The 22,194-nt window shown below is 67.3% G+C and carries 20 protein-coding genes and 1 pseudogene; 13 read left to right on the top strand and 8 right to left on the bottom strand.

Annotated elements, in window-relative coordinates:
* The 11 genes and pseudogenes from ABL57_RS22680 to ABL57_RS10865 all read left to right on the top strand — a co-directional run.
* A pseudogene (locus ABL57_RS22680) lies at positions 1-245 on the top strand (hypothetical protein); the annotation flags it as partial.
* The gene (locus ABL57_RS21885) at positions 245-1,831 is read left to right on the top strand and encodes a hypothetical protein (RefSeq protein ID WP_047803497.1); all 1,587 of its coding nucleotides are present in this window, start codon (positions 245-247) and stop codon (positions 1,829-1,831) included. The pseudogene ABL57_RS22680 and the gene ABL57_RS21885, both read left to right, overlap by 1 nt.
* Positions 1,831-3,309, top strand: coding sequence for a hypothetical protein (locus ABL57_RS10905; RefSeq protein WP_053004912.1), 1,479 nt, complete (start codon positions 1,831-1,833; stop codon positions 3,307-3,309). Before ABL57_RS21885 ends, ABL57_RS10905 begins: the two co-directional genes overlap by 1 nt.
* Positions 3,310-3,370: 61 nt before the next feature.
* On the top strand, positions 3,371-4,051 hold the full coding sequence (locus ABL57_RS10900; protein ID WP_047803496.1) for a DUF6668 family protein: 681 nt from the start codon (positions 3,371-3,373) through the stop codon (positions 4,049-4,051).
* 2 nt (positions 4,052-4,053) lie between these two features.
* Positions 4,054-4,332 carry a hypothetical protein gene (locus ABL57_RS10895; protein WP_047803495.1) on the top strand — a complete coding sequence of 93 codons (279 nt, stop codon included), beginning with the start codon at positions 4,054-4,056 and terminating at the stop codon, positions 4,330-4,332.
* A gap of 88 nt (positions 4,333-4,420) precedes the next feature.
* Positions 4,421-5,215 carry a hypothetical protein gene (locus tag ABL57_RS10890; RefSeq protein ID WP_047803494.1) on the top strand — a complete coding sequence of 265 codons (795 nt, stop codon included), beginning with the start codon at positions 4,421-4,423 and terminating at the stop codon, positions 5,213-5,215.
* Positions 5,212-6,915, top strand: coding sequence for a hypothetical protein (locus ABL57_RS22325; protein ID WP_053004911.1), 1,704 nt, complete (start codon positions 5,212-5,214; stop codon positions 6,913-6,915). The genes ABL57_RS10890 and ABL57_RS22325 overlap by 4 nt, the downstream gene beginning before the upstream one ends.
* Before the next feature lie 3 nt (positions 6,916-6,918).
* On the top strand, positions 6,919-8,472 hold the full coding sequence (locus tag ABL57_RS10880) for an SCO6880 family protein (protein WP_047803493.1): 1,554 nt from the start codon (positions 6,919-6,921) through the stop codon (positions 8,470-8,472).
* On the top strand, positions 8,469-10,007 hold the full coding sequence (locus ABL57_RS10875) for an ATP/GTP-binding protein (RefSeq protein WP_152683370.1): 1,539 nt from the start codon (positions 8,469-8,471) through the stop codon (positions 10,005-10,007). The genes ABL57_RS10880 and ABL57_RS10875 overlap by 4 nt, the downstream gene beginning before the upstream one ends.
* Positions 10,004-11,515: a type IV secretory system conjugative DNA transfer family protein gene (locus tag ABL57_RS10870; RefSeq protein ID WP_152683369.1), complete on the top strand. Its 1,512-nt coding sequence runs from the start codon at positions 10,004-10,006 to the stop codon at positions 11,513-11,515. Before ABL57_RS10875 ends, ABL57_RS10870 begins: the two co-directional genes overlap by 4 nt.
* A gap of 3 nt (positions 11,516-11,518) precedes the next feature.
* Positions 11,519-11,911: a DUF4913 domain-containing protein gene (locus ABL57_RS10865; protein ID WP_053004908.1), complete on the top strand. Its 393-nt coding sequence runs from the start codon at positions 11,519-11,521 to the stop codon at positions 11,909-11,911.
* Positions 11,912-12,003: 92 nt separating this feature from the next.
* On the opposite strand, the gene mobF is transcribed toward ABL57_RS10865, so the two are convergent.
* Positions 12,004-16,524: a MobF family relaxase gene (mobF, locus tag ABL57_RS10860; protein WP_053004907.1), complete on the bottom strand. Its 4,521-nt coding sequence runs from the start codon at positions 16,522-16,524 to the stop codon at positions 12,004-12,006.
* Positions 16,525-17,050: 526 nt separating this feature from the next.
* On the opposite strand from mobF, the gene ABL57_RS10855 reads away from it, so the two are divergent.
* Positions 17,051-17,482, top strand: coding sequence for a hypothetical protein (locus ABL57_RS10855; RefSeq protein ID WP_047803492.1), 432 nt, complete (start codon positions 17,051-17,053; stop codon positions 17,480-17,482).
* Between the two features lie 350 nt (positions 17,483-17,832).
* Here ABL57_RS10855 and ABL57_RS10845 read toward each other — a convergent pair whose 3' ends face one another.
* From ABL57_RS10845 to ABL57_RS10815, 7 genes are all read right to left on the bottom strand, one after another.
* On the bottom strand, positions 17,833-18,327 hold the full coding sequence (locus ABL57_RS10845) for a hypothetical protein (RefSeq protein WP_047803490.1): 495 nt from the start codon (positions 18,325-18,327) through the stop codon (positions 17,833-17,835).
* A complete protein-coding gene (locus ABL57_RS10840) occupies positions 18,324-18,608 on the bottom strand; it encodes a hypothetical protein (protein ID WP_047803489.1) in 285 nt (94 codons plus the stop codon). The genes ABL57_RS10845 and ABL57_RS10840 overlap by 4 nt, the downstream gene beginning before the upstream one ends.
* 20 nt (positions 18,609-18,628) lie before the next feature.
* A complete protein-coding gene (locus ABL57_RS10835; RefSeq protein ID WP_047803488.1) occupies positions 18,629-19,330 on the bottom strand; it encodes a recombinase family protein in 702 nt (233 codons plus the stop codon).
* A gap of 92 nt (positions 19,331-19,422) precedes the next feature.
* Positions 19,423-19,884 (bottom strand): hypothetical protein, encoded by a 462-nt coding sequence (locus ABL57_RS10830; protein WP_047803487.1) that lies wholly within the window; start codon positions 19,882-19,884, stop codon positions 19,423-19,425.
* A gap of 193 nt (positions 19,885-20,077) precedes the next feature.
* Complete coding sequence (locus ABL57_RS10825; protein WP_152683368.1) at positions 20,078-20,425, bottom strand: ribbon-helix-helix protein, CopG family; 348 nt, start codon at positions 20,423-20,425, stop codon at positions 20,078-20,080.
* Positions 20,426-20,430: 5 nt separating this feature from the next.
* On the bottom strand, positions 20,431-20,628 hold the full coding sequence (locus ABL57_RS10820) for a hypothetical protein (protein ID WP_053004906.1): 198 nt from the start codon (positions 20,626-20,628) through the stop codon (positions 20,431-20,433).
* A gap of 318 nt (positions 20,629-20,946) precedes the next feature.
* Entirely contained in the window at positions 20,947-21,432 is a 486-nt protein-coding gene (locus ABL57_RS10815; RefSeq protein ID WP_047803485.1) for a GNAT family N-acetyltransferase, read from the bottom strand.
* A 204-nt stretch (positions 21,433-21,636) separates the two neighbouring features.
* On the opposite strand from ABL57_RS10815, the gene ABL57_RS10810 reads away from it, so the two are divergent.
* On the top strand, positions 21,637-21,957 hold the full coding sequence (locus ABL57_RS10810; RefSeq protein ID WP_203225602.1) for a hypothetical protein: 321 nt from the start codon (positions 21,637-21,639) through the stop codon (positions 21,955-21,957).
* Positions 21,958-22,194: the final 237 nt, after the last annotated feature.

Below are 22,194 nucleotides of genomic sequence, written 5' to 3'. Positions count from 1 at the left end.
GCCCGCGGCGCATCATCTCGCACCGATCACGCCAGGACGGCCAGCCGAAGGCTCATCGGTGGATCGAGGATAAGGCGATTCGGGTCTACGACGTGACCTGGAGCTGGATCAGCCGCGACGAGGAGCCGGCCCCGGGCACGGGGCGGCGGCAGGTGACTCTCTACCTGGAGAAGCACGACGGTGCGTGGGAGGTCGTGGGGCACCAGCTGCGCGACATGGACCCCGCCGAGACGGGAGGGCAGTGATGAGTGGGGTGGTCCACCGGTGGCCGCTGATCGTGGTCACGATGACTTCCCACGAGGCTCTGGCGGTGTGTGGGGGCAAGCGGGCGGTAGTCGCCGTCGATGAGGTCGGGTCGGTGGCCTTGGCGGCTCGTGATGCCGCGTTGGCGGTGTGCGAGGCCATGGGGAAGCGGCGGTGCCGGGTCGAGGGGATCACCGATGACAACCAGGTGTACCAAATGGTCGTGGACGTGGATGAGGGCACCTTGGTGGAGCTGCACGAGGCGCCTGGCCCGGCTTCGGTTACTGGTGGTGTGGCGAGGACCGGGAGCATTGCCGCGGCCGCCGGTGGGACCCGGCGGGGCCGGCGGTGGGACCCGCGCACGCTGACCAAGCGGCAGGCCGGTTACGCGCTGACCGGATTGTTCGTGCTGGCCGGGGTCGCGGTGCCGGTGGGCGCCCAGGTGCTCGGGGAGGACTCCAGCGCCGAGGTCGTGCTGCCGGCGCCGGGGCCCACCCAGCTGCCGGTGGCGGCCCCGGCGGGGTGGTCCACCTACGCGAAGTGGTCGGCCCCGGCCGAGGATCGGGTGCCCGTGCGCCAGGACGCCGCAGGGCGGCTGGTGATGGTGGAGGACCGCGATGTGGTCACCCGCCAGGCCGAGAGCGGTCGGGAGGTCAAGCGCGTGGCGGCCCCGTTCGAGCCGACCGGGCTGGCGGTGTGGACCGACAACGGTACGCCGCGGCTGGCCGTGTCCGGGAGTGGGGGCCGGTTGGCGGTGATGGACCAGGAGAGCGGACCGTTCGCTGAGGTCCAGCTGCCCGAGCGCGCTGAGGTAGTGCTGGAAGGTGGAGAGCCGCTGATCGTCGGAGCAGATCAGACCGCCGGGGTGCTGGCGGGCAACAGCGTCCAGAAGCGGATTGTGCCTGCTGGGGCCGAAGCGGTCGCCGCCGATGGTGGGGCCGTCATTGCCGCGGACCCGCAGACCGGCCGGCTGTGGAAGATCACCGAGGAGAGCCCGGAGCTACCGGCGCCGGCCACCGTGAAAGCACCCAAGGGCATGAAGGTGGCGGCGTTCCCGGCCGGGCACGGGTCGCTGGTGGTGGCCCAATTCGCCGGGGAGAAGAGCACCGGTGAGGTCGCGGTCCTGGAGGTCACTGCCGGGCAAGGCAAGACGGAGGTGACGCAGCTGGTGTCCGAGGCGGTGAAGGGCTCCACCGGGACGGGACAGCCGCAGTGGGACCCGGCCGGGGCGCTGGTGTCCCTGGGGCGGGTGTCGGTGGATTTCGAGGCCGTGATGGTGACGGTGCTGCCGGAGTCAGCCCAAGCCTCGGCCGGGCACCTGTGGGTGACAGGGACCGGGGATGAGACCAGCGCCCGGCTTTCCCGAGCGGGCACCGCCCTGGATGCCGGGGACCCCAAAGCCTCGGTGCCGGTGCTGATCACAGACGGTGGGCTGGCCGTGGTGGAGGAGAACGGCCAGGTGTACGCCGTGACCGAGACCGCCCCGACCCCGGCCTCTACCCCGGCCGGGCAGGCGAGCACGGAGCATGACGAGCAGAAGACGACGGACGGGGACGCTTCGACGGCCCCCGAGGATGAGGAGAAGTGATGGAGCTGCACGCGACGATCACCGAGACCGGAGCCATGACGGTCACCATGGGCGCAGACCAAGAGGAGCTGGCTGAGCAGCACGAGAACGTGGCCGCGGCCCGACGGGCGCTGGTGAAGCTCTCCAGCGAGGTCGCTGGATCGACCGGGGAACCGACCCGGGCGGTGACCTTGGACCCCTCGGGGATGCACGTGCTGACGGTCTCCGCCGATGGGCAGGTCTCCAACGCGCCGGCCCCGGCCACCGAAGAGACCCCGGCACGACAGGCGCCCGCCGAGGCGTCGGCGACCACGGCAGCGGCCGCACCCGATGAGGTTGCCCCGGAGAATGTGGAGGAGACGGTCCCGCAGGACACCGAGGAAAGCGTCCCGGTGCAGGCGGAAGAGGCGGAGACCGCGGTTGGGGCTGTTGCTCCCACCGCGGAGAAGCCCGCCGGGGACAATCCGTTCCTGGTTGCGAAGACCCCGGTCCCGCCGACACAGGGACAGCCAGAGGGGCCCGCCACAGCTCCGGTGCCGGCGCCGCCGGGGGAGAGCCTCAGCGTCGCCGGCGCTGCGGAACGGACCCCGAACTTCTTGCAGAACAACTCCCCGGTCACCCCGGACCCGGCCGAGCAGGGCTGGCAGGGCTGGCTCAACCGGGTGTTCGGGCTCAAAGTCGGCCCCTCCGAGTCTGAGCTGCGCCAGCGCGCGGCGGTGGATGCCCTGTCGCGTCATTGGATCGGTTCGCGCACGGTGGCCGTGCTCAACTCCAAGGGCGGGGCGAACAAGACGCCCACGGTGATCCGGCTGGCCTCTGAACTGGCCCGCGCCGGTGGTGGTGGGGTGCTGGCCTGGGACAACAACGAGTCGTTGGGGACCCTGGGGTGGCGGACCCACTCGGGGGAACACAGCGCCACGGTGCTGGACCTCATCACTGCCGCCCCGGAGTTCTTGAAGGCCGGGGCGAGCAAGGCCGATCTGGCCGCGTTCGTCCACCACCAGCCCGAGGACGCTTTCGACGTGCTGCGCTCTGACGAGCAGCCCGAGCACGATCACCGCATCACCGGGGCCGAGGTGGACCTGCTGCATGAGGTCGCCTCCCGTAACTGGCGGCTGATCATCATGGACTCGGGCAACTCGACCCGCGGGGAGAACTTCACGCGGATGATCGACCACACCGACCAGGTGGTGATCGCCACCACCTCTGAGTCGGACAAGGCCCAGGGCGCGGTCAACTCCCTCCAGGCCCTCCACGCCCGCGGAGGCCACGCCGCACAACTGGCCCGCAACGCGGTGGTGATCGTCTCGGAGGTCCATCCCCAGCACTCCCTCAAAGCCCAGGAAATCGTGGGCGAGTTCGCCCCGATCGTGCGCTCGGCCCACATCGTGCCTTTCGATCAAGCGCTGGTGCAGGGCCGGATGCGCGCCCAAGACCTCTCCGGCCCCACCCGACGGGCATGGCAGTTGGCTGCCGCGGCTGTGATCGCGGAGTTCTAATGCGCCACCTCACCGCTGAGCTCCCCGGCCTGGTGCTGGCCGCGGCCCGAAAGGAGGAGAAGTGATCACCAACCATGACAAAGACACCCAGGCAGGCAGTCAGGACCAGGAAACGGTGGACCCCGCCCCTACGCCACTGGACCGGCCGGTGCGGCCGGGGCCACCGGCCGGGGGCAACCCCTTCGTGCTTCCCCCCGAAGAAGAGGAGGCCGGTCCTGAACCGATCGACACCGATCCTGTGCTGGGCACGGCGGCCTCGTTGTTGGGTCGCACCGGCATGGAGGACACCGGGGCCGGCAAGGGCTTGTGGCTGATCGGTGCGGCCGGTGGGGTGGGCGTGTCCACTCTGGCCGCCGCGTGCGGAGCACACGTGCACGATGGCGGCGACTCGGAGCCGCCATGGTCTGCCCGCGCCGCGGTGGTCACCTCCTGCACCCGTACCGGCCTGGACGCCGCCCAAGAGCTGGTGCGGGCCTCCCAGGCCGGGATCGTGCCCTGGGAGGCGGTGGCCGTGGTCATCGTCCACGACCGGCCCGCTGAGCTGGTGTCCAAGGACTGCCGCCGCCGGGCCCGAGCGGTCCTGCGAATGGTCAAAGGCGGCGGGTACACGATCCCGTTCTTGCCGGAGCTGCGCGAGTCCGCGGCCCCGGCCCTCGATCTGGGGGTGACTCGATCTCGGAAAGTGATCGAGGCCCTCGACAAGCTCGCCACCCGGACGAGCTCCCCCCGAAAGGAGAAGTAGTCATGAACATTCCCCCTCTCTACGCCACTGCCCAGACCACTGTGATGCAGGCGATCAACGTTTCCCCTGAGGCACCTCCCGGTCTGGACAACTTCAATCTGATCGTGTCCTGGATCCTGTGGGGCGCCGGCATCGTGCTGTTCGTCTTCTTCATCTTCGGCCTGGTCTCCGCCGGTCGGAACCGCCGGCACGGCAACGAGATCGAAGCCCCGATCTGGCCGCTGGTGGCTGCTGCCCTACTCGGCGCCGCAGGCACGATCTGGAACGTCATCATCGGCTGATACCGATCCCTGCGCGGTTGCGGGCCTGCCCCTTACAGGTCCGCAACCGCGCCTCGGAATACGACGCCCCACAGGGAGGACAGGACAGATGAAGCAGGAACGAACGCAGCAGAAGAATCGTCCGCGGTGGCTGGGCGCAGCCGTAGCAGTCGGAGTGCTGGCGGCGCTGGTAATCATCGCCTTGCTGGTCCGCACCATCACGGTAGAACCCAACGAGCAGGCCAATCCCGCCGAGGAGAACGCGCAGGCGCCGGCCTCGGAGGCTGCTCCTGAGGTGGATGGATTGCTGGACTCTTCTTCCGAAGATTTCGCCTATCCGTGCCAGGCGGAGCTGTCCACCGACACTGGCTCGGTCGAAGATAAGGCGCCCGAGGTCGATGAGTGGGTGTCGGCCGGCTACAACGTCGTGCCGATGTCCACGGATTTTGGCGGATGCGAGAAGCGAGACTCCGGTCTACGCGTGGGTTACGCCCACACTCCCACCGGGGCCCTGATGGCGGCAGCGACCTACAGCGTGTCTCTCGACCCCGCCGGTGAGGACGGTGAAGCCGACGCAGAGGCGGCCATGGCAGCCGGAACTGACCGGGATCAGCTCGTTGAACGGGGTGAGCGCATCCGTAATGGGGAGGCCCCGGCTGCTGATATGTCCGTCATGCGCAGCGCACAGCTTGTTGGCTATGACGTGCAGGAAGCCACAGCTGACAAGGCTTCCTTCGGCCTCCACTACGAGTTTGATAACAACGCAGGCTCCCGCCAGCAGGCCGTGGTTCAAATCGACGTCCTGTGGGAGGACGGAGATTGGAAGGCTGAACCTGCATCCGGTCAGCAGGGAGCAACCGCAGAGCTTTCTACCGGTTCACCCTCGATTGAGTGGGGTCCGTGATGCCATTCGGAATTGACCTCCTAGGCGATCTTGCTGCCAAGGCGGCTGAAGGTGGGGTTGAGGCGATATTGACGTGGCTGGCCGGGGTGGTGCTGACTGCGCTGTTCGACACGGTGCAATGGCTGGGCACCTGGTGGTTGTCGATCGAGGCCCCTGGAATGGGCGAGGGGTCGGCGGCCATGCGTGCGGTGGAGGCCACCCGGGCGTTGCTGCCGTTGTTCGGTGTGATCGGCATGGCCTTTGGTTGCGTGCGGATCGCGCGGGAGCAGAGCCGGGGATCGGTAGAGGGCTTAATCGCATCGATGCTGCGCAGTGTGGCTGCTGTGGCTGTCGCTCTGGTGGCGACGTCAATGGGGTTGGATTTCGGCTCGCAGATTTCCCCGTGGCTGGTTGAGCAGATCGGTGGCCAGGACGTCAATGAGCAGATGGCTGAAACCTTGGGGTTGCAGGCAATGATCAGCGGCGTCCAGAGTTCCGCGGCGTTGGCGGTGATCGTGCTGGTGCTGGCGTTTATTGCGTTGCTGGGGTCGCTGGTCAACGCCTTCCTGGTTCTGTTCTCGTATGGGATGGCGTCCGTGCTGGCCGGGCTGTTGGCGTTCTTCGCCGCGGTGTCCACCACGGACAAGGGAAAGAAGAGCTTCGACAAGGTGCTGTCGTGGCTGATCGCTGTAGTGCTGTTCAAACCGGTGGCCGCGATCATCTGGGGAGTGGGCCTGGCACTGGCCAAGGGCTACGTCGGAGAAGGCTCTGAGGAGCCGATGGATCAGATGGTGGGCCTGTTCGTGGGCCTGGTCATGGTTGTGGGAGCCTCTCTGGCTCTACCGGCCCTGGCCCGAGTGGCGGCCCCGATGGTGGCCGAGGGTCCGCGGGGCATGGGGGCAGGAAGCCTCGTGGCGGCCGGTGGAGCGCTGGCCACCGGCGCGCTGATCGGTGCAGCCACCGCAGGTGCCGGCACGCTGGCCAGCGGTGCTGGGGCACGAGCCGCCGGAGCCGGGGCGGGTGGCGGTGGGATGACCGGCGGTGGCATGACCGGCGGTGGGATGTCTGGCGGTGGTCAGGGTGGTGCCCTGGCCGGTGGTGGCGGGACCGGTCCCAGCACTCGCACCAGTGGCGGCTTTGGCACTGCCGACGGCTCTGGGGCAGGTGAGGGCATGGGGTCTCCGGCACAGGCCAGCGGCGTTCCAGGTGCTAGCGGAATCTCAACCAGCAGTGAGGGATCTAGTGACACCGGTGGCGGCGCCACTGGTGTCAGCACCGCCGAGGGACGTGGTGGTAGCGGTCCTGCGGGTGCACAGCCTGAGACTGGGCCCGGAGAGTCCTCCCCGGGTGGCGCCCCCAGTGCTCCCGGGTCGGGTCCTAGCAGTGCGGGCAGTCATGGACCGGGCCCATCAGGTGCCGCTGCGCAAAGCGCAGAGTCGGCCGGGACGGGCAGCGGGCCGGCCGGGGAGACGTCGAGCACCACAGGTGGTCCCACGGGTCCCACGGGTGCCACCGGTGCCAGCCCGGGGCGTAGCAACGGTGGCGCTGGTGGCGCAGAGGAGCCGTTGCGCGCGGTGAGTGGCCCGGAAGGGTCCGCCACGCAAACCGGTGGGGCGACAGGCGCGCGAGCTTCGTTCGTGCAGAACGCCGTCCGGGCAGCAGGGTACGAGGCGCGTCGGGCGGCCGATGACGCTGAGAATTCGATGGAGTCAGGGGAGTAAACGATGTCGGAGACGGTGATGGAATCTACGCCGCGTGTGCGGTCCTACGGCAACATCACGGACACCAAGGTCACCGGAATCATGGGTCTGTCCCTGGCGGCCACTGCGGTGGCCGGGGCCGGGGCTATCGGGGCGCTGCTGGTGCTGTGGTTCGGACAGCTGTTGTGGCTGGCGGTGCTTCTGCTGGCGCTGACGGTGCCGGCGACCTGGTACTTGCAGTCCAAGGACCGCAACGAGCGGTCCCGAGCGGAGAAAAGGCTGGCGCAGACGATGTTCCGCAAAGCACAGAAGAAGGGGCACACCCGGTATGTGGCTGGGCCGGCCTCGCAGGTACCGGACGGCAGTTTCCGGGCGCCGGGGCTTTTGGCGGCTACCGAGATGATGGAGGGACACACTACGTTCGGGCAGCCGTTTGCGATGCTGTGGGCCCCGCGGACCCAGACGGGGGCGGTGTTCATCGGTACCTCCTCGACCGGTATGGGGCTGCGCGATCAGGAGAGCGTGGATCAGATGGTCGATGCCTGGTCAGAGTTCCAACGCGAGGCTGGCAGCGTCCCGTCCCTGGTGCAGGTTTCGGTCACCACCCAGTCCACAGCTGATCCTGGGGAGCGGTTGCGTGATGCCGTAGAGGTCGCACGCTCCGTGGCCGGCGCCGAGGAGGGTGGGTCCACGTTCGCCCGGGAGGTGATCGGTGATGTGGTCAATGAGCTCTCGTCCTGGACACCGCGGTTGGATCAGTGGATCACGCTGACATTCTCCGCCCGAGAGTCCACGGACGGGGCGGTGCCCGCGCGCACGGCCCAGGAATTGATGGAAGAGGTCGGTGGTGTGCTCCCCGGTTTCTGCGAGTTGGCTACCGTTTCCGGGGCCGGGGCGGTGTCGCTGCTGCAAGTAGCGGACGTGACCGACTCCACGCACGTAGCGTTCAATCCCTCGGCGGCCGCCGATGTGGAACGGTCCCGGCTGACCGCCGCCGGCACTGGATTGTCCTGGGAGGAAGTGGGACCGACCTCAGCCGAGGTGCTGGCAAAGCCCATGTGCTACGCGCACTCGGGGGCGGTATCGAAGTCTTGGCAGATGTTCGGCGCACCCTCGGGAGTGTTCCGGGAGTGGGGACTGCGGGCGCTGCTGGAGCCCGATGACCGTTTCTTGCAGAAGCGGGTCACGGTGTTCTACCGCCCGGCTGATCCTCAGTCCAGCGTGCGGGAGGTCAACGCCCGGATCGTCAATGCGGAGTTCGCGGCCAACCAGAAGAACCGGCGGGTCTCGGCCGCCGAGCAACTGGCGGTGGCCAAGGCCAAGCAGGCCGCCCAGGAGCAGGCCCGCGGTGCGGCGATGGTGCGGTTCTCCATCCTGGTCACGGCAACGGTGGGTTCGGCCGGCCAGGAGTTGGCCAAGGCTGAGGCTGCTATCCGGCAGAAGGCGGCCCAGGGCATCCAGCTGCGGTTGCGAGGGTGCGATCACAACGACGACGCGGCCTTCGCTATGGGTCTGGGACTGGGGATCGTCCCGGACAAGGCCGCCACACTTTCCGATGCGATGAGGAGGGCACTGTGAGCGTTCTTGATGATGTGATCGACCGGATCGGCAATCGACTCTTCGGTGAACGGGAAGGCGCCGCCGGCGGAGAACGGATGCCGGGACTGACCGCCAAGGGCTTCGACATGGCCGATGGTGGCCGGTGTTCATGGGTGGAGGCTCCGCCAGAGTTCGCGGCCACCAGCGCTCAGACGGCCGGATTGTGGCCTTATTGCGTAGGCACCTCCTCCCCGCTGATTGGCGCCCCGCTGGGGCGCAACACCAACAACGGGTCGGTGGTGTGCGGAGACCCGATCAGCCTGTTCATCCGCGGCACAATCTCCTCCCCCTCGGGGTTCATCATGGGCCTCAACGGCCGGGGAAAATCCTCGGTGACGGTGCGGATTTGCCTCTACCTGTCCTCTCTGTCGTTCGTGCCGCTGATCCTGGGCGACCTCAAACCGGACTACGTGGGCATGATCCAGGAAATCGACGGGCAGGTGATCCGGGTGGGTCCCGGCATCGGGTCGGTCAACCCCCTGGATGCAGGGCCGCTGTGGAACCGGGTCAACGAGCTGCCGGTAGCCAAGCGCAATGAGCTGCTCTCGGAGATTCACACCCGCCGGGTCAACACGGTGCGCGGGCTGCTGGAGCTGGCCCGCGGCCGGGGCTTGGACACGGAGAAGCAGGAACCCACGGTGCTGTCCATGGCGGTCCGTGTCGCCACGGTCCGGGCCGAGGCGGAGGGGCGGCAACCGTTGCTGGGAGACCTGGTGACGGCAATCCGGGAGGCGCCGGCGGAGATGCAGGCGGTGACGCTAGCCAATGACGCCGCGGAGTTCCGGGCGGAGTCCAAGTCCTTAGTCAAAGGCTTGATCGGTTTGCTGGAGGATGGCCCGTTTGGGGACGTATTCTGCAAGCCCACCACCCGACAGATGCAGGTGGACCGGCCGGCCTGCTTTGACGTCTCCGGGGTGGACATCTCTGATGAGATGATGCGCGCGGCGATCCAGATCGTGTGCTGGGCCTATGGTCAGGCTGGAGTCTCGGCGGCTAAGACGCTGGCGGTGGCCGGGCTCGAGCCCGAGCGGCACCACCTCATGATCATGGACGAGCTGTGGCAGACCTTGCGTGCTTCGGAGCTGCTGGTGCACCAGATCGATGCGCTCACCCGACTGAACCGGCAAAAGGGCTTGGGGCAGATCATGATCACCCACACCATGAAAGACCTCACGCTGTCCACGGAGCAGCTGTCCGAGATTGCCCGCGGGTTCCTGGAGCGGTCCTCGGTGAAGTACTTCGGTGGGCTGGCGCGCAATGAGATGGAGCTGCTGGAGCAGGTCTTGCCGCTGTCCCAGCGGGAGAAGGACCTGTTGGTGGAATGGTCAGCTGAGGGCGCCACCGATCCGCGCACCGGACAGTCGCTGCCTCCGCCAGGGCGGGGCCGGTTCATGATGAAGCTGGGGGAGAACGCCCCCGGGGTGCCGTTCAAGATGAATCTCACGGACACCGAGCACCGTATCCACGACACGAACGAGGCGTGGGTCGAGGCGATGGCGAGGGCCCGGACATGAGCGGCTCGCTGTGGATGATGATCGTGGCCCTCGTACTGGGGGCAGTGACGGCGGCGTGGTGGTATTCCGGGCGACGGGGCGGGTCGATGGGTGAAACCGTCAAGCGCCTCGACAGGGCGCACCCTGTTGGTGCGGTAGACCGGGACAAGCGCCAGGAGGAGGCTCATCAGCTACACCCGAACGCTCCGGGTATCGGCCCGGGTCTAAGCATCGGGGCGCTGGGCGAGTACGGGGACCGGCGTTTGTACCAGGGGTGGCGGGAGTGTTCGGTGCACGTGTGGGGCACCGGACGGGGCAAGACCACCAGCCAGGTAGTCCGGCACGCGGCCGAGGCACCGGGTGCGTTTCTGATGACCTCGAACAAGGTGGACGGGGTGGCCGAGGTGATTGCCGCCCGCCGCGACCGGGGCCGGGTGTGGGTCTTCGATCCCCAGCGCATTCTCGATGAGGCCGGGGAACCGACAATGACGATCGACCTGTTCGCTTCGGTGGAGGACACCCGCACCGCCGATGAGGTCGCGGCGATTTTTGAATCCGCCTCCGCCGGGGCCGCCGGCGCGAGCGGTCGCGACCCGCAGTTCGATTCCCAGGGCCGGGACCTGCTCTCGGCATGCATCTTGGCCGCGGCCGAGGACGGGCGGGAGCCGGCAACCATTCTGGAATGGATTACTTCGGGGAAGTTGCGCGATCCCGAGGCTGTGTTGCGCGATCACGGTCACACCGGTCGGGCCGCGATGCTGCGCGGCATCTCCCAGCAACCCGACGACACCCGCGGTTCAGTTTTCGCCACAGCCCAGCGTATGGCCTCAGCTCTGTCTCATGACGTGCTGGTCCGGTGGGCCACCCCGACCACGGGGGTGCGCCGGTTCGACCCTGACGCATTCGTGGACAGCGACGACACGTTGATCTTGCTAGCCCAGGACACGGCCGGTTCCGGGGCCGCGTTCGTCTCCACGGTGTTGCATACGGTGTTCACCGCCGCGCAGAAGAGCGCCCGCCGCAATGGCGGTCGGTTGCGCGTGCCCCTGGTGGCCGACCTGGACGAGGTGGGTAACGTCGTGAAGCTGCCGGCCCTGGCCGAGTGGTACTCCTACTTCGGGTCGATGGGCATCGTGGTCTCTGCGTTCTTCCAGACCAAAGGGCAGGGGGTAACCATGCTGCGCCACACCGGATGGGAGACGCTGTGGTCGGCCGCCGCGGTGCGGGTCTACGGCGGTGGAGTGGATGACGACAAGTTCCTGGAACAGCTCTCCAAGGTCACCGGCAAATACGATCACCGCACACAGTCCTACTCCACTAGTCGAGGTGGGGGGCGCAGCACCTCCGTGCAGACCCAGCAGCGCGAGATTCTGCCCGTGGACAAGCTCGCCGCACTGCCTCCGGGGCGGGCATGGGTGCGCACTAACAAAGGTGGGGGCACGATCGTGCGCACCGTGGGCTGGTTTGCCGATCCGCCGCTGGCCGCTTGGATTGCCGAGGGCTTGGACGAAATGAAGGAGGTTGGCTGAGCCATGAGTGACAAAGAGACCGGTCAGTTCCGCGCCCCGGATAATCACCCAGGCCAGGATGAGGATGAGGCTTGGACGTCGCTGGTGTCATGGGTGGAAACGCTGATCGCCGGCGTGGAGAGCTTCGACCACGAGGGCAATATGCATTGGTGCCCGCAGTGGTGGGCCCACCCCGAGGCGGTCGAGCGGTTCCGCGGGATGCATCAGCAATACCTTGCCTCGGCCCCCAACAAGGACCAGCCCTACGGACTGTTTTCTTCGTGGTGGACCGATCACTTCGACCGTCACGCGGCAGTGCTCTTCGCCAAGCGTGGCCCGTTCGGGGAATGCCGTGACGGGCACGTGGAGAAGCCGCGGCTCTCCACGGTGTCCCCGCCGGCGGGATGGAGCACATAGGCAGACACGGCACCGTGGCCAGAGGTAGGGCCGGGCATCCCATGAGGATGCCCGGCCCTACTTTTGCGTCCGCAGGAGGGTTCGACGTGTTGTTAGAGGCTGCGGCCGCCGGTGTCGCGTTGAGCTTGTTGCGCCCGCTGGGACGCGGCGGCAGCGCGGGCCGCTTCCTGCTGAGCCGTCGTGCGCTGCGGGGTAGGCGCATCCTTCTGCTGCTGGTGGGGGTACTTGGCGGCGTGGGCCTTACGCGCTTGTTCGGCTTGCTCTTGGCCCAGCTGGTGCAGGGACTTCCGCTGCGGAGTGTGAGGGGGTTCCGTCATGGGGGTCTCCTTGTTCTGGCTGACCGAAGTGGTGTCTTGCTCCTGCGAGGTGGGGCGTTCATTAGCCTGGCCGGCCCGGTATCGGGCCACAGCCGCATTGATGAGCTCCTGGCGGTTGGTGGTGCTGCCCTCTCCTTCACTGGTGGCCGCGGCGGTGACAGCGGCCTCCCTCGCCTGCGGTGCCGGCAACGGATCGGCGGCCTGTCCACGGGTGGTGCGCAGCGCCTCTACGGTCTCCTGAGCTGGTGCCGGGGTAGTACGCACGCGCTCGGCCACGTGTGCCTCATCGACGGTCTGCCGGACCTGCTCCGGCGTCTGCGGGGCGGCGGTCGTGAGGGCGGAGTGCTTGTGCAGCGCGGTGGCCCGTTGAATCAGCGCGGCCGCGGTCGGATCGTCGTGATGGGCCTGGGGGATCAGGGCCGTCTCGTGGGCGGGGACGTTGTAGCGGTTGCGGTATGCCTCGACCTCGGCGGCGACCTGGTGCCATTCGGCCGCCTTGGCCGGTTTCGCCGGCACCGGCCCCAGGGCCGCGGCCCACTCCGGGCGGGTCTCGGCCAGTTCGGCGCCGCGCACCATGACGCGCTCCTCCAGGCGGGTGCGCAGCCGCTCCAGCTGCTCCCGATACTGCACCGGCACCTGGGCGTCGGTGATCAGCGGGGTGGGGGCCAGGTCCTCGCTCACCCGGCGTCCATCCGCCACGGGTACCGGTGCGGGAGTCTTGCTGGCCACCGCCCGCACCTGCTGCTCAGCGGTAATAGCCTCCCCGATAGTGATGTGCGAATCAGTGCGTGTCCGCTCACCGCGGGTGATCTGCTCCATGGCCGCCTGGGGCGGGGAAAGGTGTGCGCGTCGATCCTGTTCGGCGCCCATGGTCTGAGTCATCCACTCCAGCTTGGCGGCAGTGGTGGAGGTCCACTGCTCAGGAGGTAGGGCCTCCAGCTGGTCCCGGCCGAGACGAAGGGTGTTAGCCAGCTGCTCAGAAGGCATGAGCGCGAACGGGCGCTCCGCCCAGTCCGGGTCCTCGACCCGAGGCGGGTTTTTGGCGAATCCGGTGCGATCGGCCAGCTTTTGCAGGTGCTCGTCGGTGAGGTTGCCCAGGGGCCGGCGGTCGGTGTTATCCAGGACGCGCTGGGCGGACTCGATCTGCTGCTCCAGCCGCCAGGCCAGCACGGCGGCGGGGTCCTCGGCCCCGCCAAAGCCGCGCTGGCGCACCGCCCGGTTCAGGAGTTCGGCCGGGTCCATGCCGGCCTCTTGGGCGGTGTGCAGGTGGGTGGCCACCGCGCCCCACGCCTCGGTGTCGGTGAAGTCCGCGGCCTTGCTCGCGCCCATGACGTCCACGGCCATTGCACGGGTCTTGGCCGTCCATGCCGCGTCGGCGGTCTCGCGGTAGACCTCGCTCAGGGTGGCGACGTCGCCGTTGCGCATGGCCTCAGCCGCGACGGTTTCGTGGGCGGAGAGGTTCCGGTCGTAGGCGCCGGCGATGGCCTCCAGCACCTCGTCCCGGCTCTGCCCCTCGCTCAGGGCGACGTAGAGCTGATTGGTTTCGCGTCCTCGGGTGGCGGCCACATAGGCGGCCGCCCGGTCCGTGGCGGAGTCCACGATCGCGTGGGCGGTATCTACGGTGGCGCCCTGGGCGCGGTGCACCGTCGCCGCGTAGCCCAGCTGGGTGTGCTTGCTCAGGTAGTCGGCGTCCAGGGTGATCTTGCCGCCGTGGCCGGTGTGCCGCAGCGTCGCACTGTCGGCCCCGACCGTCTCTACGGTCCACACGTCGTTGTTCTTCACGAAGTCGCGGCCGCCGTTGAGCTGCAAGGTCCGGTCGTTGCGGCGGGTCACCACCACGTCCCCCGCGTGGGCGGTGAGGCCGTCGCGCAGCACCACCGATTCGCCGCTGGCATCGAGTTGGCCGGTGGCGATCCGGGCGGCCTGGGCGCGGGCGTTCAGGTCGTTCACGGTGGTGTTGTCGGTGGCGATCAGCAGGGACCGCTTGCCCGCCTGGGTATCGGTGATCCACGCGCGCAGCGCGGTGTCGGTCATCGCCTCAGTGTCCCCGGCCACCACGCGGCGGTTCTCCAGGTACCAGGCCCAAGGGGCATCTGCGCCCACGGCCGGTGGCTCGCGCAGAGCCAGGGACGCGGCCGCCTCACCATCGCTCTGGAAACGGTGCACGGCCACCAGGCGGGTCGCCCCCACCTCGTTGTCGAGCAGCCGCAGCGCACCGCCGGAGCCGATCGCCCCGAGCTGGCGGTCATCACCGATGGCGCGCACCACCGCCCCGTGCCGGGCCGCCACGGTCACGAGCTCGGCCAGTTTCGGGGTGGTGACCATGCCGACCTCATCGAGGATCACCACGTCCCCGGAGTGCAGCTCGGCCGCCCCGGTGCGACCCGTGCGGTGGGCGATCAGGAAGGCGTCGATCGTGGTCGCCTGCGCCTTAATGTCCTCGGACATGACGGCGGCCGCAGCCGCCGTGGGCGCCAGGCCGACCACGTTGCCGCCAGTGGCGCGCACGGCATCGGCGGCCAGCGACAGGCTGGTGGTCTTGCCGGCACCGGCCGGTCCGATCCCCAGACTGAGCAGCTTTTCGTCGGTGGCGAAGGCCCGGGCGAGGGCCACCTGCCCGTCGCTCAGGGGTCCGGTGTGGGCAGCCAGCACCTCCTCGAACCTTTCCGCCGACACGGCGGGAATGACGGTGCGCTGGGCGGCGGCGAGCACCTGGTGCTCGGTCTCCAGGACCTCCCGGGAGGTGAACACCTGAGCGTCAGAACGGACGAACTGGCTGGTGCCATCGGCGCGGGTGAACTCCGCCAAGCGCGGCACATCAGCGGTCGGGGTGACCGACAGGCTGTGCGTGCTGGTGGCCTCGCGTACCACCTCGGCCACCAGCTCATCGGGCACGGTGCGCCCGATCATGGCTTCTTTCAGGTGCCGGCGGGTCTGGGCGTGGACGTGGTTCACGCTCCACGTCGCCTGTTTCTGGGACAGCTCGTGGATCACCAGGCGGGCGTGCTCAGAGACGTCGATCTGGGCAGCCTCGGCGCCCTGTGGGGCGTTGCCGGCGGCAGCCCGCACGTGGGCCAGCAGGTCCTCTCCCACCGGCATGTGCACCTGCTCGCGGTACTCCTTGCCCCACTCCTCGACCAGCTCCGACAGGCGCCGAGCGGACTTCTTCGCCGGCCGGGATTCCAGAGTGGCCTGCTGGGCCAAAGCGATCTTCTGAGTCGGTCGTGGGGCGTATCCGTGGCGTTCGGTGAACTCGGCTTCCAGCCGTTCCAAGGTCGCCGTAATGTCGGCCCGGCGGGAGGAGGCGTGGTGAATCGCGTCCAGGTCCACCCCGGCAATCTCATAGATCGGCTCGTCCCCACCGGCCATCCGCGGCACCGCGGCGACCCCCAGGGAAGCGGTGACCTTTTCCATGACCTTGGCGTTGTAGGTCTCTGAGGCGGCCACTTTCATGCGGTACAGAGTGCGCCCGTCCAGGGAGGACCACTTGCCGTCTGCACCCATGACCTTGTTGGCGATCACCACGTGATCGTGCAGCTGCGGGTCCCCATTGCGGGAGTCATAGTGGCGGAACTGGGTGGCCACCAACCCGCCCTCAACGTCGATCTGGCGGACCCCGTTGCGGCCGCGCCGGGTGTAGGTGGCCTCGGTCTCGAGGAAGGAGATCGTCTCCGCGATGGCCTCGTTGTGCGCGGCCTCGACCGCCTTGCGGGCCTCGTCCCCGCCCAAGGCCCAGAGCAGGGACACGGACTTAGCGGGGGAGAACACCAGGTCATACCCGGCCACGGTCTGCTGCTTCGCGGTCGTCTGAGCCGTGATGAACCGACCCAGCTCCTCCTTGTTCCGCACATCCCTGCCGTGCGTCTCGCGGAACAGCTGGCCCCCGACGCGGCCCCGGATCGCCTGCCGCTCCTCCCGGGTCGGGGCGGCACCGGTGGTGCGTTCGTGCCGGGCGATCTCCTCCTCCAAGCGCCGGGTCAGCTCCGTGTCCGCACTGGCATAGCGGTGGTACCTCTGGCCTAAAGCCACGGCCGCCTGAGTGCCGCCGGCGGCAAGGATACGCTCCGCATCCGGGCGGATGCCCTCCCCGAACAGGGCCGCCATCTGCGCCTCGGTGACCTCCCCGGACACCCCCAGCAGCTCCTTAGAGTGGGCCACCCACTGCCCCGGGGGCATCCCCTCGACGGTGTAGTAATCCCCCAGCGCGCGGTCACCGGAGCGCAGCTCATCGGCCGAGGCGACCTCGGAGGTGTAGTAGGCATACCCGTCCCCAGCGCTGAGCTTGTGGAGGGTCATCACAGGCTCGATGATCGCATTCGCAACCTTATTTATCAATGATGCACTAGGTGTGACGGTCTGGAAGGGCGTGGAGGGCCGATGCGAGCTTGCGAGTCATTGGGCTGGAGCGACCCAGAAAGTCCGTCACGGATGTGACGCGGTTGTGCCCACGAGACCTGGAGTGTGGGCAGGAGATGCCATAGCGCGGACGAGGCACGAGGACACGAAAAAATGCATCAGCTGTCCACACTCCAGGTCGACTGGGTGCAAGCGGATCAGGTTGTCCACGCGCGCCATTTCGGGTGGACAACCTGCACGAGCTGGGGTGGGCGCTGTGGGTCCGGTGGAGAGACCGGAGGATGAATCTCGGAGGCGGTCCACAGCCCCCACCCCAGCTCACAGCACTGCCGCCGGGCAGGCGCCCTTCCCCGTACTGCCGGCTCGGCCGGCGAAACGGCCGGGGTGGAGAAGTTGGACCATGACCGTTAGGGCGTGATTGGTGTTCAATGGGATGGAATGGTGTTGCTGATGCGAAGGAGGCGTGATGGCGCAGCGTAAGAGTGCGACCAAGACCGAGGCGCGGGAGCGGGCCCGCCGGGCGGCTGCGGAGTCGATGGCCCGGGAGCAGCGGTTGCTGGAACTGGGTGAGGAGTTCTTCGTCGCCCAGGGCGAGGCCGAGCAGATCATGGAAACGGCCGAGCAGCGGATCGCAGAGATTCGGGCCAAGGCCGAGCAAGAAGCCGCGCGCGCCAAGGAAGCACAGTCACGGGTGGTGGCCGGCATGAAGGGTGAGCGGGTCACGGTGCCCGAGATTGCCCAGCGTCTGGAGCTGCCGGCCGCGGAGGTGCGCGCCATGTTGAAGGCATCCTCGGCTCACGCACCCACAGAGGCCGCGGACGTGTCCCACGACAAAGAAGATGTAGCGCTGACCCAGGACGATGCTGAGGCGTCTCAGCGTGAAACCGTCAGCGTGTAGCTCGTTCATTCTCAACGCGCAGGAGCAACGATGATCGTCAAGCCAATATCTCCGACTTCGACCTGGGCCCGTGTATCGGTGGCCGGGATGGTCACCGCAGCGGCATTGACCGGCTGCGCCCCCTCCTCGATGCCCAGCAATGGGGCGTCTACGGGCCTCGAAACGGTAGGGGCGGACCTGACCTCATGCCTCACCGATCAGGGGTGGGAGGTGTCGCACGTGAGCGCGGACGGTTTCCAGGTGGAGGCCGGCCTTCCCGTGGACCAGCAAGACGATGTTCAGCTGGCATGGAGCGAGTGTGTGGGAACTCCCGCGACGTATTCGGTTCCGCTTCCGGGATAGAGCTGTCGTCAGAACAGGGTGGGGTGGTCGGGGTCGATACCGTGCACGAGCTCGCGCACCACGTCCTCGTCCCACCCGCGGATTTTCAGCTCCTCGCGCAGCTGTCGGGACCGGGCCGAGCGCTCGGCCCGCGACAGCCGGCGCCACCGGGCGGCGGTGGCCGAGGGCACCCGGCCCTTCATCGCCCGATCGGCCATGTTCTCCGACCGGCTACCCAGCAGCAGGTGCGTGGAGGGCTCCAGGCTCGCGTGTACGCACAGCGGGACGTCGCACCAGTGCAGCGCGGTCAGCCCCTCGATCGCGCCCAGGCCGCCGTGGACGGTGGCCAAGGAGAAGCGGTGGGCGGCAACGGCTCTCTGACCGTTAGCGGTGGGCAGCCAGAAGCGGCCGTAGCCGTCATCACTGATCGCCCCCAGCCACAACCAGCACGAGTCGGGCTCCGGGCCTTTCAAGACGTGAGAGAAGAAGCGTCCTATAGCTTCGGCCGAGATGATCACACTCATCGACGCGTCACCCGAGTAGACCACCGGGACGCGGAGATGGCCGCGCCGATACCCACGGCGAACACAGCGGCGACGCGCACGAGCACGGGGGCCTCGGTGCGGAACAACAGTGGTAGGAACGGGCCCCAGAACAGCATCACAGCCGCGGCCGCGCCTAGCGGAACTCGTACACGCAACGGAACTCTTGCTACTGACAGCAGGGCCCACAGGGCTCGACGGTAGATCATGACCACGATCCCCAGCGCAAAGCCGATGATCCGGCAAAACAGCAGCGGGTTCATGGCAGTGACCTTTCGTAGGGTTACTTCTTCGGATAGCTCATGGACGCGCTGGCAGCTGCCTCGGCGTCCCAAACGTCAATCTCATCGGCCGGCAGCTCGATACTCACGTGCGCCAGGGATTTGATCTCCCCCCGCAGCACCCGACCCACCGCCCCTTTGGACACTCCCACGCGGCGGTGGATCTTGTAGTGGGACAGCCCGGCCCGGTGCAGCCGGTGAATGGCGCGCACCTGCTCGGGGGTGATCGGGGATTTGCGCCCCAGCTGCACCCCGCGGGCCCGGGCGGCCTCCAGCCCGTCCTGGACCCGCTCCACGATCAGCGCCCGTTGATACTCGGCCATGGCCACGAACACGTTGAGCTGGAAGCGGCCGGCCGGGGTGGTGGTGTCGATGGTGTCGGTGAGACTGCGCAGCGCCACCCCGCGGCGGATCAGCTCGTCAATCGTGGTGACCATATGGACCAAGGACCGGCCTAGCCGGTCCAGGGAGTAGAGCACGAGCGTGTCCCCTGCCTGCGCTTCGGCCATGAGCGCGGCCAGGCCCGGGCGCTCTGCTTGGGTGCCGCTGATCTTGTCGGTGAAGACCAGCTCCACCGGCACTCCGGCCTCGGTGAGTGCGCGCAGCTGCACATCGAGGTTCTGGGAGGTGGTGGACACTCGGGCGTAGCCGAGCAGCCGGCCGGGGTGACTCGATTCTGGGCTGTTGTGAGCTTTTTGAGTCATCGTCTATCGAGTCCTGGATTTCGAGTCGGGACTTGGGAAGCTGTGGCCGGCCCTCGTCGGCGGGCCGGCCACTATGGTCACCGAGTCAGTGATCAACCCCTGTAGACGACTGTGCCATCCGGCCATGTCTCATCCGGCTGCCGCACCGTAGAGCCCGGGCGGTCCTCAACAGTGCCGGTGCCATGCACCTGTACGCCTCGAACTCCTTCGTTGACCAACTCGCCGTCAATGTTCATCGTCCCGAGGGCAACGCATGTCTCCGTGAGGCGCACGCGCCCACCCTGGCTGATGTTGAGCGTGCCCGACACTTGCTGATGGAACGTCGCCTCACCATGAGCGGCAACATTGACGGTTCCCATGACATGCCCCTTGGCATCGAGGGACGCCCCGCTCTCCACATTGACAGATCCGGTGAGCTCCGCCAGAGACACCACATGGGCCCCTGCCTTGATGACCACCGTGACAGTGATCGGCTCGGAGAGCTCACAAGACTCCGTGATGACGACGTCGGGGATTTCCACCAGTTCACCGTCTTTGTAGGTGTAGCTGGGCATGGCAACTCCTCCATTTGTATTCGTGCAGTGCTGAGGACTTCGGCCTCACTGTGCCTATGTGCCTATGTGCCTATGTGCCTATGTGCCTATGTATTTTTATGGCACATAGGCACATAGGCGGCTAGTGGTGAGTGCGCTTGGATTGGCGGCTCCGCTGATCCGGTCCGGTAGTGCGGCGCCGTGGCCGGCGTTGTCACTGATCGACTGTGGCTGATGCCCCCTCACCGAGACGGATGTAGGCGATCAGTGCCTCACGCACGATCTCGGACTCATTGCGGTGCTGCTCCTGCGCCATCTGGTGCAGCCGGTCCTTGAGTGCTTGTGGGACGCGGGCGCGGACCACTGGGGACTTTCCTTCCTGGCCCAGCGCGGGCCGGCCCACCGCGATACGGGTAGCCTCCTCAGCTGTCGTCGTGCCGGTAGCAGCCATCAAGGCGGTCCGGGCGGCCTCGGCCGCCTCCGGTCCGCGCCGGACGGTGCCCGGCTTCACGCTCAGACCGCCGTGCTCGGCGTGCCGGGCCAGCTCGTCGTAATCACCCATGAGGGTCACTCTCCTTCGTAGAGCAGATGCCGGTACAGGTCGGTGAGCTCCATCGCGTGGAAGATCACCAGGTCACGTGGTGGACGGTGGGCGGCGATGACTTCGAGGTATTTCTCCGTCTGCCCGTGCGGGTGCCCCACATAGACGACCGTCACCTCACCAGGGCGCCCCTCCACCTCAGCGCTGACTTCGGCGTGCGTCATCGCGTACAGGGCACCTTGCCCAGTAATGCCATGTCGGCCTGCGCTGTGCTCCCACTCAACTCTTATACCTAATAATGTAGCACAAAATACGGCTACATTATTAGGCGCCGTGAAAGGTGAGGAGTTGCACCCGCCGGAGTGCCCCAGAGGTCTCACACTCTCCAGCGACGGTTTCACAGGGGCTGATAGAGCTTCGCGTACTCATCGATGGCAGTGGAGGCCCATTTTTAGCTACCGGCAGAGAGCCCAACTCTTACTGCGGCAGCCATGGCTTCCCATCGTCGCGTGCCCTATTAAACAGTCATGGCACTGTGATTGTTATGGGCTCCAAGCCATGACGCCATCGGCTTCGCGGCCGGGGACATCCACGAAACCCTCAGCCAGGTAAAGCTTCTTGGCGTAGTTGTCAGCCTCCACAGAAAGACTGATCCGAGGCACCTGCCGAGTCCCCGCATCGTCCTGAGCCCGACGCAGAAGTGCTCTGCCCAGCCCGCGGCCACGCCAGTCCTCCCGCACCCAGAGACTCACCTCCGGGGTGTCCTCGTCGAGGAAGCCGTAGCCGGGGTCATCCGGGGGCAAGTGCTGGGCCCATACGACGCCGATGGCTTCATTGCCGGCCTCCGCCACCCACCCGAAGTCCCCGCGGTACGGATCAAGGATCGTGTAGTGGACGAACTCCGATCGCGTGCTCACATCGATCGCCGAGAACCGCTCCCCGCACCAGTTGAGGTTTTCGAGCGTGGCGGTTGTCAGCAAAGCGCTCTCCGCTGCCGTCAGTTCTCGGAAGAAGACGTCATCGAGCATGCATTCATCGTAAACAGAGGTGGCCAGCTGATGAGCGACAGGAGGAACTGAACAGATCGGCCGGAGAAGACTGAACACTGGGCTGTCGAGGAACCTCAACTGCGATGGAACCGGCAGGATGGGTGACGCACAAGTCCAGCCGATGCCATCAACGTCGCTGACGAACCCTATTTCCGCCCGTCCACGGGTCCTAGGCTGACGATCATGCGCGTCATCGAGACGGTTCATGCCGAGCCACAGAGCATCGTCGAATCGCCCACCTATCGTGTGAACTTCTGGCAACCGACGGCGGGAGGCGCATGGAGCCTCGACGCATTCGCCCTAACGAATGTCGAGGACATCCATGAAGTGCTGCGGTGGGTCAATGAGCATGCTCACGGTCGCCGGTTCGAGGTGTTCGCGGAGATGCACCAAGAGCCCACAGGGCCATTCCAAACACCCAGGAAGACCGGACTGATTCGCCTGCTAGGAAGTGACCCCAATACAGGCGAGCCCGTCGCGTTCGGTGTCATGGTCCAGGACTAAGTGATTGCCGCGCCCCGTCACCGACGCACGGTGGCGCCGGGCTGAGTGCTCGTCATCCCCATTTAGACACCGCGCTGACCCCAGGTGGGAACAGGAACCCCTACTGCGACGTCTCTGGCGGTCTATGCGGAGGGGGTCGGTGCGCTGTTCATCCGGCTAGATGGGTATCGATGACCTGGCGTTGCCCTGTGCGTCAGGATGGGGTGAGACACCGAACGCGACGGGCTCGCCTGTATT

The organism is Kocuria sp. SM24M-10, from assembly GCF_001027955.1.
Classification (GTDB): Bacteria; Actinomycetota; Actinomycetes; order Actinomycetales; family Micrococcaceae; genus Kocuria; species Kocuria oceani.
This window is presented reverse-complemented; position numbering and strand designations above follow the sequence as displayed.

Coding starts and splice junctions, on each gene's coding strand:
- ABL57_RS10830 (WP_047803487.1), bottom strand. CDS start 19,884: ATGCCCAGCTACACCTACAAAGACGGTGAACTGGTGGAAATCCCCGAC.
- ABL57_RS10905 (WP_053004912.1), top strand. CDS start 1,831: ATGGAGCTGCACGCGACGATCACCGAGACCGGAGCCATGACGGTCACC.
- ABL57_RS10895 (WP_047803495.1), top strand. CDS start 4,054: ATGAACATTCCCCCTCTCTACGCCACTGCCCAGACCACTGTGATGCAG.
- ABL57_RS10845 (WP_047803490.1), bottom strand. CDS start 18,327: ATGAGTGTGATCATCTCGGCCGAAGCTATAGGACGCTTCTTCTCTCAC.
- ABL57_RS10880 (WP_047803493.1), top strand. CDS start 6,919: ATGTCGGAGACGGTGATGGAATCTACGCCGCGTGTGCGGTCCTACGGC.
- ABL57_RS10825 (WP_152683368.1), bottom strand. CDS start 20,425: ATGGGTGATTACGACGAGCTGGCCCGGCACGCCGAGCACGGCGGTCTG.
- ABL57_RS21885 (WP_047803497.1), top strand. CDS start 245: ATGAGTGGGGTGGTCCACCGGTGGCCGCTGATCGTGGTCACGATGACT.
- ABL57_RS10815 (WP_047803485.1), bottom strand. CDS start 21,432: ATGCTCGATGACGTCTTCTTCCGAGAACTGACGGCAGCGGAGAGCGCT.
- ABL57_RS10840 (WP_047803489.1), bottom strand. CDS start 18,608: ATGAACCCGCTGCTGTTTTGCCGGATCATCGGCTTTGCGCTGGGGATC.
- ABL57_RS10835 (WP_047803488.1), bottom strand. CDS start 19,330: ATGACTCAAAAAGCTCACAACAGCCCAGAATCGAGTCACCCCGGCCGG.
- ABL57_RS10810 (WP_203225602.1), top strand. CDS start 21,637: ATGCGCGTCATCGAGACGGTTCATGCCGAGCCACAGAGCATCGTCGAA.
- ABL57_RS10865 (WP_053004908.1), top strand. CDS start 11,519: ATGAGTGACAAAGAGACCGGTCAGTTCCGCGCCCCGGATAATCACCCA.
- ABL57_RS10870 (WP_152683369.1), top strand. CDS start 10,004: ATGAGCGGCTCGCTGTGGATGATGATCGTGGCCCTCGTACTGGGGGCA.
- ABL57_RS10820 (WP_053004906.1), bottom strand. CDS start 20,628: ATGACGCACGCCGAAGTCAGCGCTGAGGTGGAGGGGCGCCCTGGTGAG.
- ABL57_RS10890 (WP_047803494.1), top strand. CDS start 4,421: ATGAAGCAGGAACGAACGCAGCAGAAGAATCGTCCGCGGTGGCTGGGC.
- mobF (WP_053004907.1), bottom strand. CDS start 16,524: ATGACCCTCCACAAGCTCAGCGCTGGGGACGGGTATGCCTACTACACC.
- ABL57_RS10855 (WP_047803492.1), top strand. CDS start 17,051: ATGGCGCAGCGTAAGAGTGCGACCAAGACCGAGGCGCGGGAGCGGGCC.